The sequence below is a fragment of the Bradyrhizobium sp. USDA 3315 genome (genome assembly GCF_054056795.1).
On sequence record NZ_JBSRYP010000001.1, the window covers coordinates 8108222 to 8123382 of the forward strand.

Consider the following 15161-nt stretch of genomic DNA (forward strand, 5'->3'; position numbering starts at 1 on the left):
GTTATGGTAGACTTGATGAGAGGAGACCACCAGAGGACACGATGAAAACCGTGCGCACTTCCATCCAGTTCGCACTGGCGGCGTGGCTGGTAATATTCTTTCTCGGGGTGCTACCGTACGCGGGTAGCCAGGCGCTAAAAATCAAAGATCGTCCTCGCGTAATGGGATTTTTCTCAAACTACCGCGAGGTTTCCGGTACAAAAGGCTCTAGATACGTTGTGGCTACTCTCGATTTCGATCGACCAAGCCCTCAAGGCCTAGTTCACTGCAAGATTGACCCCTATACGCTGGGCCCAGTTGACACTGAAGCATCAAAGCTTTCGAACGCTCAATTTGCCGTACAGATGGGCACATGCGAGGCGGCGATACAGTTGCCGCTTGGAAGCCCGCATGACCTTTGGGGCTGGATACGGCTCCTTCTCCTCGGTTCGATGTACGCAATAATAATCGGATGTGTTTATGGCTTCGCTGTGCTGCACGATTACGTCTGGAAGCGCGGGCATGGCAAGCAGACGGCGGGCTGAGCACGACCACGTGACATATGCTCGGGTCACGTCTGCTTCCGGCCCAGGCTGTGTGAAAACCGTGAAAACCTTCTGTTTGAAGTGATTCGGGCGATAAGATTCTCCGACGACTTGCGGGGGATCAGATGAAGCGCTTCGTCGAAGGGTTGGATCGCGGGCAGAGCACACTTTTTCCGGCATCGCTCGACGATTATGTGACCGAGGATAATCCGGTGCGAGCGGTCGACGTGTTCGTTGACGGTCTCGATCTCCGCAAGCTCGGGTTCGCAGGTGTCCAGCCACCCGACACCGGCCGCCCCAGTTATCATCCCGGCACTATGCTCAAGCTCTATATCTATGGCTACCTTAATCGGATTCCGTCGAGCCGGCGCCTCGAGCGGGAATGCCAGCGCAACATCGAGTTGATCTGGTTGACGGGGCAGCTAGCACCGGACTTCAAGACCATCGCGGACTTCCGCAAGGACAATGGCAAGGCCATCCGTCAGGTCTGTCGCGAGTTCGTCGCGCTGTGCCGCAAGCTTGATCTGTTCAGTGCCGCAAGCGTCGCCATTGATGGATCGAAGTTCAAGGCTATCAATGCCCGGGACAAGAACTTCACCGAGGCCAAGATGAAGAGATGAAGAGGCGTCTTGAGCGGATCGATGAGAGCATCGCCCGCTATCTCTCTCAACTGGAGACCGCCGATCGGCATGGCGATGCGGTGCCGGAGGTGAAGGTTGAGCGGTTGAAGGGCAAGATCGAGAAGCTCAAGGAGGAAATCGTCCGGCTCAACGCGATCAACGCAGAGATGATGAAGAGTGAAGACAAGCAGATCTCGCTCTCCGATCCTGACGCTCGCTCGATGGCGACAAGTGGCAAGGATACTGGCATCGTTGGCTACAACGTGCAGATTGCAGTTGATACGCAGCATCATCTCATCGTGGCTCACGAGGTGACCAATGTGGGCAGCGATCGCCACCAGCTCGCCAACATGACCGGGCAGGCGCGTGCCGAGATGGCTGTCGAGACACTCGATGCCGTTGCTGATCGCGGCTACTACGACAGCGAAGAGATTCGTGCCTGCGAGGAGGCTGGCATCACGGTCACACTGCCGAAACCGATGACCTCAGGTGCGAAAGCTGCAGGCCGTTTCGGCAAGCAAGACTTCATCTATGCCGCGGCCGAAGACATCTACCGCTGTCCTGCTGGTGAACGGCTGACGTATCGCTTCACCGTCGAGGAGGATGGCAAGATACTCCGCCGTTACTGGACGACTGCTTGCCGCACCTGCGCGCTCAAGGCTCAGTGCACGACCGGCCCCGAACGGCGTATCACGCGTTGGGAGCACGGGAGCACGAAGCTGTGCTGGAGAAGGTTCAGCAGCGACTTGACCAAGACCCCAACAAGATGACCTTACGCCGGCAGACGGCGGAGCATCCGTTCGGGACCATCAAGGCCTGGATGGGTGCGACGCACTTCCTGATGCGACGACGACACAAGGTTGCAAGGTTGCGACCGAAATGGCGCTTAATGTGCTCGCCTACAACATGAAACGCGTAATAGCGATTCTGGGCTGCGCCACACTGCTGGAAGCGATGCAGACGTAACCCGACTTGTACCGGCGCCTCAGCGCTTAGAACCTTCTGGCAGCTCATTGGCAGCCCAGACGAGCTGCGAAACCGGTGCGGGAACATCTCGCCCGCCAATTGAAAACAGGGTTCTCACATAGCCTGGGCCCTTCTCGGAAGTCCGATAACGTCCGCTTTCGCGCCGCTGTTGGGGGACAAGCGGACATCAGATGCGCCTGCTCCTAGCGGCAAGTTTTATGAGTACGCACCCTAACACTACTTTGGCAGATTGTTGATTTTGCCGCGTTTTATAGGATTCCCGAATCAATTTTTCAATGATTCATGGGTGGTCGGCTCTGGGAGGGCTGACCATGCCCGGATGGGAAGACGAACTCGAACGCTGGCTGATGCCGTTCTTGGACCGGCTGGGTCATAAGACCCGGCAGCGGATGTGTCCTCTGTATGTTGCGGGATTGATCGGTCCGGGCGATCGCAAGAGCGTTCAGCCGATGGCGGAACGCCTTGCCACGAGCAACTACGACCAGTTGCACCATTTCATTGCGGACGGTGTCTGGGACGCGACGCCGCTGGAGACAGAGCTGCTCAACCAGGCGGACCGACTTGTCGGCGGCAGGGATGCGGTGCTGGTTATTGATGACACCTCACTTCCCAAGAAGGGTGAGCGCTCGGTCGGTGTTGCGGCTCAATACGCGTCGGCTCTCGGTAAAACGGCAAATTGCCAAACGCTGGTGTCTTTGACGCTTGCTCGCGGCGAAGTGCCCGTGATGGTCGCGTTACGTCTCTTTCTGCCTGACAGTTGGACAAGCGACATATCTCGTTTGAAGCGCGCTCGCGTGCCAGTCGAACATCGAACGGCACGGTCCAAGCCCGAGATTGCTCTAGCCGAGATTGACCGCGCGATGGCAGCCAACGTGCGCTTTGGATGTGTGCTGGCGGATGCAGGATACGGCCTCAGCGCACCGTTTCGACAAGGGCTAACAGAGCGCGGGCTGACCTGGGCTGTCGGCATCCCTCGGCACCAGAAAGTGTATCCGGTCGATGTGAAGCTCATTTGGCCGATTACCAAAGTCCGCGGAAAACCACGAAAGCACCACGTGCCCGATATCTTATCGATTGCCGCAGAACAAATGCTCGCCAGCGCCAAATGGAAAACCGTGAGTTGGCGTAGCGGGACGAAAGGTCGGCTTAAAGCCCAATTTGCTGCTCTCCGTGTCCGGACCGCCGACGGCCCTCCGCAGCGGATATGGGATAAAGGTCAGCAGCATCTCCCAGGTGACGAAGCCTGGCTCATTGGCGAGCAACGTGCGTCCGGGGAGAAGAAATACTATCTGGCCAACCTTCCGGCGGCGACGGATCTGCGCACGCTGGCCGCCACCATCAAGGCACGGTGGATTTGTGAGCAGGCGCATCAGCAGTTGAAGGAGGAACTTGGACTTGATCACTTCGAAGGGCGATCATGGCAAGGTCTTCATCGCCACGCCTTGATGACAATGATTGCCTACGCCTTCCTGCAACATCGTCGCCTCGCATACGCGGGGCGGAAAAAAAAGAATCAACGGGCCTCCGCCTCAGCCAACCATGCCAGCCGTACGTCACGCCATCGTCGATCTCATCCTTCGGCCGCCGTCTCAGCAGTGCCCATATTGCCGAAAGCAGATCCGTGAAAAACAGCGGCGAAAACACAATCTGCCAAAGTAGTGCTAACGGATCGGTATGTGCGCCCGATGAGAACCGTGTTGGCGTTTGGCGAAAATTTCCGCTTCTTCCCGGCCAAGCCCCTGCTCTAGGATTAGCCATTCAGGTAGGGTGCTCACCCACGATGCGCCCGTGGAATTTTAGAACCACACACGCCACCTGAGACAAACAGAGGCGAAACGAAGATTCAAATGATGTTCAACGTCACGAGAACCGAATTCCTCCTCTATGTCATCGCCGCATTGACCATTGCAGTGCTTGTCGCTTGGGACGAACCGTGGATCATGGGGCGAATATGAAAGTGTCCTTGAGAGACCGGCACGCGATGCAATCCGCAGGCTTTGACGAGAAAAACCTGGGGCGCCGGGCATGCCGACGCAGCCTCGCAGGTACGCGATACGCTAATTAGGCCTGATCGTGGATCTCCGAGATGACGCCCACACGTCGACACCTGCGCGCCAGGCCAGATCCTGCGCTGGCTCTTCCATTTGCCAGCGACGTAAGACGCGAGGTGCGCCTTGGTGTTGCCGAGCACTTGGTTTGCGCCCAGGTGAAGGCCGAAGGCGCGCCAAGCTCACTCTCGATCCGCCAGACGCGTTCTGGGCTCGCGCATGATCAAGTTGATGGGCGCCTCGGCGGTTAGTCTTCACCAGATCCCCATCTTCCTCGCATCAGGGTTGCGTATTCAAGGCCGAGCAACAGGATCAGACGATAAAGGCCGCAGCCAGTCGGACAGGCGTCGTAACAGAGCTGCACACCGACAAAACGGCTGGCGATCCGTTCAACGACCCGGCGCATTCTGGTCTCCGACGTGCCGCCGCACGCATCGGCAGGGCGGCGCAGCCCGGGATCAAGCCCGCCGAGACCCAAGCCACGGGCCACAAGGATCCCCGGAGTTGTAGCACGGAATGCGGGGCGGCAGTTTGCCGCCCCGAAGTTCGCCGACGCCTCAGGTTATTTGGCTGCTTCCTCTTGCGGCTGCGGCGGTGCCTTGGGCATCGACGTCAGCATACGAATTTTCCACTGGCCATTCTCACGAACATCGAGACTGGTCCAGAACGCGTTCAATTCCAGAGGATCACCTTTCTCACTCTTGCCGGTTACGCGGGCCTCGCCGGTTCGCATAGCCATGTTCTCCGACAAGAGCTGAACGTCGGTTGTTCTTATTTCCAAGTGATTCATCCCGGCCTTGAACGCTCCTTCATAGTATTTCGTGTTGTCAACAATCCCCATTGGCGTAACGCGCAGGTAATTTTTCGCAAAAAGTGAAGTAATGCCTGCAGCATCCTGCTTGTTGAAATACTGCTCATAGGCGGTGCTAATCTTCCCGAGTTCGTCCTTCTGACTTTGATCGAATGCATCTGCAGGAACTGCAGAAAGTAACAGTGAGAAACATACTGCTCCGAATAATTTGCGCATAATGTTCTTCCCTCTGTTGAAGCCTCAGGGATGGAGGCGGAGGCCCGCCTCCATCGCTTGCTTAGTTTGTGATCGCCCGCCTAGACCTTGATGCAGATCAAAGTGCGTCGGCCTGTGGGCGCTTCGCGCAGCACGCGCTCTAACAGCCCACCCACCACGTGGGAAGCTATCTGAGGCACCCACGGTCGTGTTCGTGGCCGAGCCACAGGATCAGGCGATAAAGCCCGTAGCTAGTCGAACCAGCCTCGCACAGAGATGCACACCAACAAGCCGGCTGGCGATCCGTTTAAAGGCTCGACGCATGCCGGTTGCCGACGCATCGACCTCACGGAAAAAGCGAACCTCTCCTCCCCGGCTTGTTTCGGCGATCGCGATGGCATTTTTCAGATTCGCGACGTCGATTCCGACATAGCTTCTCAACAAACTGCCACGGCTCGTCCTCCCATGATGAGGATCGGCTCGGACCGCCCAATTGCCGCAGTGTAGGCGAGCCACCTCTCGGGAAGAGGCGGACCTATGACCTTCCACTCAATAACACGTCCCCGAGTCGCCTCCGAGCCGGCCGCAACTCTCCCCATTGGATTGCCGCCATTGCGTGACCGCCAGCGGCGGCTTGCTCCCGTCCGCCGGCGCGGCCGATAGCCTACTGCGCTCTTCTTCGAGGAGCTGCGAATGCAGCTTCTGAATCTGGATGTTGCGCTCAAGCAGGGACATTGTTCTTGCTTGAACCTGCTCGGCCAGCGCTTTGCGCAGCGCATTCTCCCGATCGAGCAGATCGGGAAACGGCAATAGCGGTCGGACGAGCTCGGTCGCCTTGATCACACACGACGCTCTCGCGACCGCCTGCGCGATCTGATCCGGAAACGCGTTCCGGCATTCCGCGAGTGCGCCGTTCAGGTTGACCGGTTCCGCCGCCGGTGCCGGCGTCCCTGTCGCCTCCGGCGTCGGCGTCGGTGTCGTTGTCGCCGCTGGTGTCGGCTCTGTGGCCGCTGTTGCCGTCTCCGTTATTGGATCCGGTGCCGGTCCCGCCTCCTTCTCGATGGCCTGGCGAGCGGCCCCGCAACAGGACAGCATGATGCAGAACGAGAGAACGACCAGGCATCTCGCGCGCCTTGCCCAACACTCCCTGGTGCCCGCCTCGATCGGACGCCCGATTGCCCCATCGATCACGGCAAGCCCCATCGCGAGCGCCCCACCCTGCCTCCTGCTGATCGGAACATCGAGCAATGGGTCGATCGCGACGGCTCGTTAGCAATGCATGCGAGAGACTGGTTGAGGCGGCGCGACAGACACGCCGCCGCGCATTCACGCCCGCCCGCTAGAATAACCATCTGCGTAATGTGGGGACGCAAGGCCGTCCTTCCTGCGGCGAAATTGGTATCGACCAAAACCTGCATCTGCAAAAAAGTGGTATCTCGAAATATCGCGCCGGCACGAAATGATGCCGCTACACTAGATTGATTTTAGATGTAGTTTTGTCGGTGACGCAACAATGGCCTTGTGAGTAGCGGCGCGGCGGCACGGCCGCGCTGCACCTTTGCTCGGCATCGACGGCGGGCGTTCGTTTCTGACGCTGCAGAGATCAGAATCGGCGTTGCGCACGTGCTCGAACCGCCGATGCCATCGAATTGCCATGGCGGCCAATTTTTCTGCGCTGGCGAATGCGCCTTCGTGCTTCGTCGGCGCGAACGGCCGCATCGTTGTTCAACGACAATCGTTTTGTTTGCGTGGGCGGCCAGCCGCGCGCTTTCGACCGTTATGTTATCAACAGGCGCACGATTCGTATGGCATTCGGGTTGGCGAAAATTTTCACTTTTTCCAGGGCGAGTCCTTGCTCTAGGATCAGTCATGTCAGTTTTGGCGCTCACCCACGATGCGCTCGAGGAATTTTCAGAACCGAAGCGTACACACTGATCCGGGCGTCATGGGGATTTGAGATGGCCGATCGCATTGCACTTTTCATTGATGGTGCGAACCTCCACACCACGGTCAAGAACCTCGGCTTCGAAGTCGACTTCCGGCGACTGCTGTCGGAGTTCGGCAAGCATGGACAGATCGTCCGCGCCTACTTCTACACGGTCGTGAGAGACGACGACGAGTTCAGCAGCCTTCGGCCGCTGGTGGATTGGCTCGATTACAACGGATATGCGGTCAGGAGAAAGTTAGCCAAAACGCACGATGACGGCGAAGGGCGGCGGCGAATGAAGCGCAGCATCGGCATCGAGCTCGCGGTCGACGCATTGGAAATCGCGCACCGCATCGACCACGCGTACCTGTTCTCTGGCGACGGTGATCTGCGCGCCGTTGTCGAAGCCGTCAGGCGGGCTGGTGTCCGCGTGACGGTCGTTTCCAGCATCCGAACAAAGCCTCCCATGATCGCCGATGAGCTTCGCAGGCAAGCTGACGTCTTCCTCGAACTCGAAAGCCTCAGGGCATCGATCGAACGTCCAGCGCACCCGATCGCGCCCGAGTAAAATCGCGGGCGCCTCTTCCGGCGAGGAAGCAAAGCAGCTCTGTTTGTCCGTAAATCACCGAGTTGCGCGAGTCAGGCGCTGACATCACTATCCTCCAAACAACGAAACAGAGGGTAACACCCATGTGGAGGTCGGTTGGCTGCCTGTTGCTGTTCTTGGCGGCGACGAGCGCTGCGATCGCCGAACCGTCCCGGTTCACCTGCGACACGCCGCGAGGCAAACGGGTCGAGCTCGGCCCGTCAGGCAAAGGCGGTGACGCCCAGTGGATCGATGACGATCTCGATACGGTCCGGCCCGCCGTCGTGATCGATGGCGACACCCTCACGGTCACCTGGGGGACATCTGACGCGGCAGAAGGCAAGGGAGGAGCCAAGCTCACGACCTACGTCTTTGCGGCCGCCCGCCGTACCGCCGCGTCGATCTTTGCGACCCGCACGGACGACACCACGGCCGAGATCTTCCGGTTCTATTTTGGCGACAAGTCGCTCTACAAACTAACGAGCCGACTGGGAGGCCCCTCCGCGGACACCAAGGCCGCGCCCTTCGTTGCAACCTACCTGGCGACCTGTCGTCAGCAGTAGCCGGCTGCCGCCAACCTTAAGACAGGCTTAACTGATCTTTCATGTTCCGGTCCCCGGTGTTGCGGCTGGGCACCAGTTCGCGCGATCACAGATCACCATATAAACCACTGAATTTTAATAAAGATGTTTAGATTTCCGCTCACGGGGGACTGATGGCTCGGTCCCCCACTTAGGGCGCCTGTGTGGCTGAAATGTCATAGGTCGCGGAACTGTCCTTTGTTACCCTTCGGAGGATTCTACCTAATATTTTTGTGAGTAGGGGCTGAGATTATGAAGTCGGCATACACGGTCATAGCGTGCCTATGCTTGGCGGCAACGCCAGCATGTGCCGAGGTTTTTTCTATTAATGATGCTTTGCGCCAGGCCATGCAGACCAACCCGGGTATCGGCGAGGCTTCGGCGAACCGGCGGGCGACGGAAAGCGAGCTGCGGCAAACCCAAAGCACACTGCTGCCGCAGGTGCGCATTGACGCCAGCTACGGCCCGGAAAAATTCGATCAATCGCCGGGCTTCATCACCCCGAACATTCAGGCGGCGCCGACCGTGGGTTCAGGACCATGGCGCAATGGCAGCCAGGAATCGGTCGTGGTGCGCCAGCTGCTGTGGGACGGTTTTTCGTCGATCTATGACGTCTGGCGCCAGACCGCGCGGGTCAATGCCGCCGCCTCCCGCGTCAAGGAGAGAACCGAGCTGCTGGCCCTCGACGCCGCCGAAGGCTACATCGACGTCACGCGCTACATGCGGCTGGTCAGTCTTGCCCAGCAAAACGTCGCCAATCACGAGAAGATATTTTCAAACGTGAACTCCCGCTTCTCGGGCGGCCGGGCCGGCGAAGGCGACCTGGAGCAAGCCCGCGAGCGTGTCGAGGCCGCCCGCGCAGCACTCGCCGAATTCCAGCGCAGCCTGGATGACGCGAGGGCGAAGTACCGCAAGACGGTTGGCCTCGAGCCGATCAATGTTCGGTTCCCCGCCCCTCTCGCGGGATTGCCGCACAGCCGCGACGAAGCGTTGGCGACCACGCTCCGGTTCAACTCGACGATCGCGGCGGCACAGTCCGACGCCGACGCCGCCAAGCACGCGTTCAAGGCCACCGACGGCACCTTCGGTCCGAAATTCTATCTCGAGGGACGGGCAACCCATTACGACAACTCCTACCCATACGTGGCGGCCCCGGGAACTCCCGCCATCACGCATGAGGACTACAGTGGGAAGGTTGTCATGTCGTGGGACATCTTCCGCGGCGGCCAGGACGCGTGGAATCGGTCAGAGAAGGCCGAGCGCTACACCGAAGCCACCATGCGCCACGCTCGCCTGCAACGCGACGCCTATGAGTCGATCGACAAGGCGTGGAATGCCCGTACGATTACGGCCACGCGCATCGGTGCTCTGACCCGTGAGCTGGAAGCAGCCAGGAAGACCATCACGGCCTACCAGAAGGAATACGAACTCGGTCAGCGCTCCCTGATCGATCTCTTGAACGCGCAGAACCAGTTCTTCAACACGTCGGTCTCGCTCACCTCAGCCCGCGGCGTCGTGGTCTTCGCCGACTACCAGCTGCTGGCCGCGATGGGGACCCTGATCGAGTACCTGAAGGCTCCGCCGCCGGTCGATGCTGCGCCGACGGACATGCTTTCGATTGGCCTGCCCCGCTACTCGTTCCCGACCCTTCGCGTGAACCTCCCGCAAACCGGGTCCGAGCCGCTGCGCGTCGCCGCTCCGGCGCCTGTCGCCCGTCCTGCCAAGACCTATGCGGCGGCCCAGCCGAAGGATGTTGGCTTTGCGGACCGCTTCACCGGTGCGACGACGACCGCAGCGGTGCCCGGTTCAGCGGAATGGATGCAGCAGCAAAAGACCGCTGCGGACGGCCCGAACGTCATTTACACGGACCCTTCGGTCACGGCGAACGCGAGCTCCTATGCGTCGACCAAGCCCCACTGGCTGCTGTCGGCCTTCCCGAGTTCCGCTCGGTAGCGACCGCCAACAAGCTCAGGACAAGACTGCCGGAAGGGCCCCAAGTCGGGGCCCTTTCGATTCCTTATTAATCGTTAAGATAAGTTTCGCTGAATTTGTTCGCTGTTTGTTGTAGTCTGCCCGAAATCTAATGCGATTGCTGCATTTCCATTTTGCTTGTCGAGGTTTCAGTTGTTGTTTCGAACCCCCAGCGCGGCGGCCGACGCCGTCCGCCCCTCGCCGGATGACTCAACCTCAAAGCCTGTCGCGATAAATGGGCCACGCGCGCTGGGCGACGATCCCCTCACCGCATCGTTGACTTATCTCGCCGCCCATCACGGCCGCGCGGTCAGCCGCGAAGCTCTGCTCGGCGGACTTCCGATCACGGACGGACGCCTGTCCGTTTCGCTCTATGACCGCGCGGCCAGGCGCGCCGGTCTGGAGACCGAGGCCGTCAAGCGCGACATTTCAGACATTCCCGCGCTGGTCCTGCCGGCCGTCCTCGTCATGAAGAACGGCTCTGCGCTGATCCTTCTGGGTGTGGACCCGGCGAACAGGTCGATCAAGGTCGTTGATCCGGCGACGCCGAACAGCCCGCGCGTCGCCGACATCGGCTCGCTCGCCACGGACTATACCGGCTATGCGTTCCTGGTGAGAAGCGCGCCGCAGGCCGATGCGCGCGCCGTCGCCGCAGGCGACATCCCCAAGAGCCACTGGTTCTGGTCCGTGGTGAAAACGCATTGGCGCAGCTACGGGCACATCGCGGTCGCGGCCTTTCTGACCAACATCCTCGCGCTGGCGACGCCGCTGTTCACGATGAGCGTCTATGACCGTGTCATCCCCAACGGGGCGATCCCCTCCCTGATCGCGCTCTCGATCGGCATGGGGCTCGGCATCGTATTCGATTTCATCTTCCGCATGGTCCGCAGCCGCATGATCGACGTGACCGGCAAGACGATCGACGTTGTGCTGGCCGCAAACATCTTCGAGCACGTGATGTCGGTGAAGATGGCGCAACGGCCGACTTCGGTTGGCATCCTGGCCAATCAGCTCCGCGACTTCGACTCGGTGCGCGAGTTCTTCACCTCCGGAAGCGTGGTTTCGGCGACCGATCTGCTGTTCGCCATTCTCTTTGTTGGGGTGCTGTTCCTCATCGCCGGACCGCTGGCCTGGATCCCGCTGATCATGCTGCCGCTGGTCATGCTGATCGGCTTCTTGCTGCAGCGCCCGCTCGATCGCGCCATCAAGCGGCTGCAGGCCGAATCCGCCGCCCGGCACGGCGTGCTGGTCGAGTCGCTGTCCGGCCTCGAAACCGTCCGTGCAACCGGCGCCGAGGCCCGCATGCAGACCTTGTGGGAACGGTCGGTTGCCGCGACCGCCCGATCCGGCGAGGACGTTCACTTCTGGTCGTCGATGTCGCTGACGAGCGCGAGCACGGCCCAGCAGATCACGAGCCTGCTCCTCGTCATCGTCGGCATTTTCCTGATCCTCGACGGCAAGCTGAGCGTCGGCGCGCTGGTCGCCGCAAACATGCTCGCCGGGCGCGTCCTGGCGCCGATCGCCGGGATCGCCTCGGTGATCACCAAGGGTACGCAGACGATCACGGCCCTCAAGGCGATCGATCGCATCATGTCGATCGAGCGGGAACGCTCGCCGACCCGGTCCTACGTCGCAAGACGAATCGAAGACGGCAAGGTCGCCTTCGAGAACGTATCGTTCGCCTACCCCAACGCGCCGGGTAACGCGCTCGAAAAGGTCAGCTTCAAGATCGAGGGCGGAGAAAGGGTCGGCATCATCGGCAGGGTGGGCTCTGGCAAGACCACGGTCGGCAGGTTGCTGCTCGGATTTTACGAGCCGAAGGAAGGCCGCATCCTGGTCGATGGCGTCGACTCGCGCCAATACGATCCCTCGGACCTGCGCGCCGGCATCGGCTTTGCGATGCAGGATACCGACCTGTTCTTCGGCAAGCTGCGCGACAACATCGCCCTTGGCAAGCCGGAAGCAACCGACGAGGAAGTCCTGCTTGCCGCGCGGCTTTCGGGCGTCGAAAGCTTCATCGCCGGTCACCCGATGGGCTATGACATGCCCATCTCGGAAGGCGGCCGCAGCCTGTCGGGCGGCCAGAAGCAGGCCATCGGACTCGCGCGCGTTCTGATCCGCAAGCCTCGCGTGCTCTTTCTCGACGAGCCGACGGCGCACTTCGATATTCGCAGCGAACAGGAGTTCCTTGAGCGGCTCAAGGGCCTCAATGATGATCGCATGACCATCATCATTTCGACCCATCGCCTGTCATTGCTGAATATGGTCGATCGCTTGCTGCTGTTCGACAATGGCCGCCTGGTTGCCGACGGCCCGCGCGACAAGGTGCTCGCTTTGCTCCAGGGCCGGCCGGCGTCCGCGGCCCCGTCGCCGGAGAATACGATTCAGCCGAAATCCGCATAACGAGCAAATACATTATGGCGTCTTCCGATTTCACATTTGCAAATGATATCCGGTCCGCGGCGCTGCTGCGCACGCCGCGCACCTCCCGCATGCTGCTGTGGACGTCGTGCGCGCTGCTTGCGACGTTCTTGATCTGGGCTCATTTTGCCGTGCTGGACGAGGTCAAGCGCGGCAGCGGCCGCGTCGTGCCGTCGCGGCAGATGCAGGTGGTTCAATCGCTCGAAGGCGGGATCGTCGGCGACATCCTGATCCGGGAAGGCGACATCGTTCAGCAGGGCCAGTCCCTGATGCGGATCGATGATACGAAATTCGCTTCCGAGTTCGGCGAAATCCGCGAGCGCCGCGCGGCGATGGCGGCGCGGGTGGCCCGCCTCGACGCCGAGGCGCGCGGCCGAGCCGAGATCACCTTCCCGGACGATCTCGACAAGATGGTTCCCGCCGCCGTCGCGACCGAGACCAGCGTGTTCAAGATGCGGGGTCAGAAGGTCGCGCAGGACATCGACGTCCTCAACCAGCAGGTCACTCGCCTCACCGGCTCCCTCAAGCTCCTCGAGCGCGAGCAGACCCTGACGCGCAGGCTGTATGAGCAGAAGGTGGTGCCCGAGATCGAGATGCTGCGACTTGATCGGCAGGCAACCGAAATGAAGGGACAGCTGGCCGAAGCGCAGTCGAAGATCGCGAACATCACCGCGTCGTTCCGTTCACAGGCCGACGAGGACCTGGCCAAATCGCGTGCCGACCTCGCCGTGCTCGACGAGAATATCAAGTCCGCCCAGGACCGGGTGCGCCGCACGGATCTGAAGGCGCCGGTCCACGGCATCGTCAACAAACTGAACATCAGCACCATCGGTGCCGTCGTGCAGCCGGGCGCCAACCTGATGGACATCGTGCCGCTGGACGACACGCTGCTGGTGGAGGGCCGGATTCGTCCCCAGGACATCGCGTTTATCCGTCCCGACCAGGACGCGGTGGTGAAGATCAGCGCCTATGATTCCTCGGTCTACGGATCGCTGAAGGGCAAGGTCGAACGCATCAGCGCCGACACCATCGTCGACGACAAGGCGGAAAAGACCGAACGCCAGGAGACCTTCTACCGGGTCATGGTGCGTACCGATAAGAACCATCTCGGCACCGAGCAGCATCCGCTGCCGATCATTCCGGGCATGGTGACCACGGTCGAGGTCTTGACCGGCGAGAAGTCCGTGCTGGACTACATCGTGAAGCCCGCCCGCCTGCTGCGTGACGAGGCCCTGCGCGAACGCTGATCGGGACCACGGATTCTGTGGTTAACCGATCGTGACCTCGGTTCGTTCAATTTCGAACGAACCGGCAAACCCCGGATTGACCGCCTTTTCGACATTCGAGGCGGCGCCCCCCTCCACTTAACTCCGCTTAAGCGGCCAAGGCGCCAGTTTGCGTCCCGATAACAGCGGGGACGCAGATCGACGCACAGACGTTGACGGTCCCCGACATTGGGGACGTCATATGAAGTCGCTGAACTTTGCTTCGTCGGCGGTCATGGCCGCGGCTGCGCTGACAATCGGTCTTTGCGCAGCGCCTGTCGCATTTGCCGCGGACGGGCTCTCTGTCGGAAAACCCGCCGGCGAGCTCGCGCCCGCTGCGGACGCCGCGTCAAACCGCCCGCCTGCCACCTTCTTCACCATCGCCGACGTCCTGGCCAAGCTCGACCGGCAGCGCGGCCGGGGTCCGAACGCCATTCGCACCGCCTCGCTCACACCGCCAAATACCGCGACCGACGCGGTGCCCGCGGCAAAGCCGCTTCCGCCTGTCGGCGCCGAGCCGTTTGGCCTGTTCACCTTCCGCGCACCGGAAAACGGCCTGTGGCGCAAATGGCGCGGCCTCGAATCCGATCTCGCAAAGGAGGCGAGCGTTCTCGAGCAATGCCGCGAGAGCGCGACCGGCTGCCCGTCGCAAGCCGCGCAATTCCTTCGCCTGATCGGCGCGGTCAAGTCCAAAGCCGGACGCGACCGGCTGGATGAGGCCAATCGCGCCGTCAATCAGGCGATCCGCTATGTCAGCGACTTCGCCCAGCACGGCGAGGCCGACCGCTGGACCGCCCCGCTCGCCACCTTCGCGACCGGCAAGGGCGACTGCGAGGACTATGCGATCGCAAAATACATCGCGCTCAGCGAAGCCGGCTTCCCGCGCGAGGATCTGCGCCTGGTGCTGGGCCGCGATCGCGCCATCCGCCAGGATCATGCCGTGCTGGCGGCGCGCCTGGACGGCCATTGGCTGATCCTGGACAGCCGCCGCTCCGAACTGATTGATGACGGCGAGCTCGGCAACTTCACGCCGATGTTCGCGATCAACGACCGCGGCGTGCAGCTGTTTGCGGCACCTTACGCCAAGCGGCTCCCGCTCGGCGATGAACTTGACGCGGCGCCGGCGGCCGCCAATGCGGCGGAGACCGAATGGACCGGCGTGGAAGCGCTGGACGCGGCAAGCCCGCTCTTGGGCTTCCTGCCCGTGCTGATGTGATTGCGCGCA

12 protein-coding genes and 1 pseudogene are annotated in these 15161 nt (G+C 61.1%); 9 read left to right on the forward strand and 4 right to left on the reverse strand.

Annotated features, from left to right (window positions below):
- The first annotated feature begins 41 nt into the window (after positions 1–41).
- The 3 genes and pseudogenes from ACVIYL_RS38165 (at position 42) to ACVIYL_RS38175 (ending at position 3756) form a co-directional block, all read left to right on the forward strand.
- Entirely contained in the window at positions 42–524 is a 483-nt protein-coding gene (locus tag ACVIYL_RS38165) for a hypothetical protein (protein WP_456780969.1), read from the forward strand.
- Positions 525–649: 125 nt separating this feature from the next.
- Positions 650–2110, forward strand: a pseudogene (locus ACVIYL_RS38170) (IS1182 family transposase).
- A gap of 296 nt (positions 2111–2406) precedes the next feature.
- A complete protein-coding gene (locus ACVIYL_RS38175; RefSeq protein ID WP_253605578.1) occupies positions 2407–3756 on the forward strand; it encodes an IS701 family transposase in 1350 nt (449 codons plus the stop codon).
- Between the two features lie 670 nt (positions 3757–4426).
- On the opposite strand, the gene ACVIYL_RS38180 is transcribed toward ACVIYL_RS38175, so the two are convergent.
- The 4 genes from ACVIYL_RS38180 to ACVIYL_RS38195 form a co-directional block, all read right to left on the reverse strand.
- Positions 4427–4585, reverse strand: a complete 159-nt coding sequence (locus ACVIYL_RS38180) for a hypothetical protein (protein ID WP_456780970.1) — start codon at positions 4583–4585, stop codon at positions 4427–4429.
- Between the two features lie 156 nt (positions 4586–4741).
- Entirely contained in the window at positions 4742–5206 is a 465-nt protein-coding gene (locus ACVIYL_RS38185; RefSeq protein ID WP_456780971.1) for a nuclear transport factor 2 family protein, read from the reverse strand.
- A 210-nt stretch (positions 5207–5416) separates the two neighbouring features.
- Positions 5417–5626, reverse strand: a complete 210-nt coding sequence (locus ACVIYL_RS38190; RefSeq protein ID WP_456780972.1) for a hypothetical protein — start codon at positions 5624–5626, stop codon at positions 5417–5419.
- A 108-nt stretch (positions 5627–5734) separates the two neighbouring features.
- Positions 5735–6388: a hypothetical protein gene (locus ACVIYL_RS38195; RefSeq protein ID WP_456780973.1), complete on the reverse strand. Its 654-nt coding sequence runs from the start codon at positions 6386–6388 to the stop codon at positions 5735–5737.
- A gap of 755 nt (positions 6389–7143) precedes the next feature.
- On the opposite strand from ACVIYL_RS38195, the gene ACVIYL_RS38200 reads away from it, so the two are divergent.
- The 6 genes from ACVIYL_RS38200 (at position 7144) to ACVIYL_RS38225 (ending at position 15152) form a co-directional block, all read left to right on the forward strand.
- Positions 7144–7680 (forward strand): LabA-like NYN domain-containing protein, encoded by a 537-nt coding sequence (locus tag ACVIYL_RS38200; RefSeq protein ID WP_253609343.1) that lies wholly within the window; start codon positions 7144–7146, stop codon positions 7678–7680.
- 122 nt (positions 7681–7802) lie between these two features.
- Complete coding sequence (locus ACVIYL_RS38205) at positions 7803–8261, forward strand: hypothetical protein (RefSeq protein ID WP_456780974.1); 459 nt, start codon at positions 7803–7805, stop codon at positions 8259–8261.
- Between the two features lie 270 nt (positions 8262–8531).
- Entirely contained in the window at positions 8532–10232 is a 1701-nt protein-coding gene (locus ACVIYL_RS38210) for a TolC family outer membrane protein (RefSeq protein ID WP_256558762.1), read from the forward strand.
- Between the two features lie 294 nt (positions 10233–10526).
- A complete protein-coding gene (locus tag ACVIYL_RS38215; RefSeq protein ID WP_456780975.1) occupies positions 10527–12653 on the forward strand; it encodes a type I secretion system permease/ATPase in 2127 nt (708 codons plus the stop codon).
- A 14-nt stretch (positions 12654–12667) separates the two neighbouring features.
- Complete coding sequence (locus ACVIYL_RS38220) at positions 12668–13918, forward strand: HlyD family type I secretion periplasmic adaptor subunit (protein WP_018270880.1); 1251 nt, start codon at positions 12668–12670, stop codon at positions 13916–13918.
- A gap of 220 nt (positions 13919–14138) precedes the next feature.
- The gene (locus tag ACVIYL_RS38225; RefSeq protein WP_253609347.1) at positions 14139–15152 is read left to right on the forward strand and encodes a transglutaminase-like cysteine peptidase; all 1014 of its coding nucleotides are present in this window, start codon (positions 14139–14141) and stop codon (positions 15150–15152) included.
- Positions 15153–15161: the final 9 nt, after the last annotated feature.

Bases quoted from the DNA above. Each gene is read 5' to 3' on its own strand.
- ACVIYL_RS38165 (WP_456780969.1), top strand. From the start codon at position 42: ATGAAAACCGTGCGCACTTCCATCCAGTTCGCACTGGCGGCGTGGCTG.
- ACVIYL_RS38225 (WP_253609347.1), top strand. From the start codon at position 14,139: ATGAAGTCGCTGAACTTTGCTTCGTCGGCGGTCATGGCCGCGGCTGCG.
- ACVIYL_RS38195 (WP_456780973.1), bottom strand. From the start codon at position 6,388: ATGGGGCTTGCCGTGATCGATGGGGCAATCGGGCGTCCGATCGAGGCG.
- ACVIYL_RS38205 (WP_456780974.1), top strand. From the start codon at position 7,803: ATGTGGAGGTCGGTTGGCTGCCTGTTGCTGTTCTTGGCGGCGACGAGC.
- ACVIYL_RS38175 (WP_253605578.1), top strand. From the start codon at position 2,407: ATGATTCATGGGTGGTCGGCTCTGGGAGGGCTGACCATGCCCGGATGG.
- ACVIYL_RS38180 (WP_456780970.1), bottom strand. From the start codon at position 4,585: ATGCGCCGGGTCGTTGAACGGATCGCCAGCCGTTTTGTCGGTGTGCAG.
- ACVIYL_RS38220 (WP_018270880.1), top strand. From the start codon at position 12,668: ATGGCGTCTTCCGATTTCACATTTGCAAATGATATCCGGTCCGCGGCG.
- ACVIYL_RS38185 (WP_456780971.1), bottom strand. From the start codon at position 5,206: ATGCGCAAATTATTCGGAGCAGTATGTTTCTCACTGTTACTTTCTGCA.
- ACVIYL_RS38210 (WP_256558762.1), top strand. From the start codon at position 8,532: ATGAAGTCGGCATACACGGTCATAGCGTGCCTATGCTTGGCGGCAACG.
- ACVIYL_RS38200 (WP_253609343.1), top strand. From the start codon at position 7,144: ATGGCCGATCGCATTGCACTTTTCATTGATGGTGCGAACCTCCACACC.